The organism is Paludifilum halophilum, from assembly GCF_002245355.1.
GTDB lineage: Bacteria > Bacillota > Bacilli > Thermoactinomycetales > DSM-45169 > Paludifilum > Paludifilum halophilum.
Window position 1 is genome coordinate 1 of the sequence record NZ_NOWF01000033.1, and the last position, 1,018, is coordinate 1,018.

A 1,018-nucleotide genomic window follows, 5' to 3' on the forward strand; every position below is an offset into this window, starting at 1 on the left:
AGATGGTTATTCATCGGGGGAAGAATCCGGCGTGTGGTCTTCAATACCTTCAGACGATACTGATCATTGTGGACTCCCGCAAATGAAAACCCCATTTACCTCCCCCCCTTTCTTAAAACCTGGATTGTCGCTGTAACTGTCGCCAAAGCTCGTTCGTAACTTTTTGTATGTCTGCCTCTTCTCGGATTGCCATGTTTTCTATGATGATCAGGGGCCGTTCAACTCCTGCTGCTGCAGTAGCGGATGATCCGGCTCCGACTGTATCTACGGAAGTGGAAATAGCCGTCTGCGCCATCTCATCGGAGATCCGGCGAATGTCACCAAGCATAGAAGCCATACCGATTTTAAAGCCTTCCCCAGTATATTCCCCGATTTCCTCGAACACTTTTGAGGGTGAAGCAATCCCTAGTTGTTTCTTTGCCCAGTGGATCGCACCATCTACGACACCTGTGACGGCATCCGTTACCCTTGATGCCATGTTTTTGATCCCATTAATCAACCCCTGTATGATATCCCGACCCGTCTTAAACAGATTGATGTTACGGAAAAATCCCATGACTCGATCCCAAATCTTCCCGATCGTGGATCTAATATTTTCCATTTGGTTGCTGATCGCTTTTTTCATTCCTTTGAAATCACCGGAGACTAGTGCCTTTACAAACGCAAGCGCGTTCTTGAATGTGTTTTTGATGAAATTCCAAACGGTGGAAATGATACTCCGAGCTGTGGCCATAGCAGATTTAATGACAGCAGACATGGATTTGAAACGCGACCCCAAAAGGCTTACCAAGAATGCCACTGCCTGATTGAAATACCCTTTGATGGATTCCCAAATTCCTGAGAAAAAGCTCGTTATTCCATTCCATACATTGCTGGCTGTTTGTTTGATTGATTCCCACGTCTGCGCCAACCACTCCTTGATTGCACCCCAGACCTCAATTGCTTTCGCCTTGATGGTGTCCCAGTTTGTCCAAAGTGCCGCACCAATCGCGATTAAGGCTACAATGGCACCAATGAT

The 1,018-nt window shown here is 46.8% G+C and carries 1 protein-coding gene; it reads right to left on the bottom strand.

The annotated features are described in order from the left end of the window. Positions 1-112: 112 nt before the first annotated feature. A partial coding sequence (locus CHM34_RS19490; protein WP_439116349.1) for a phage tail protein occupies positions 113-1,018 on the bottom strand: 906 nt, incomplete at its 5' end.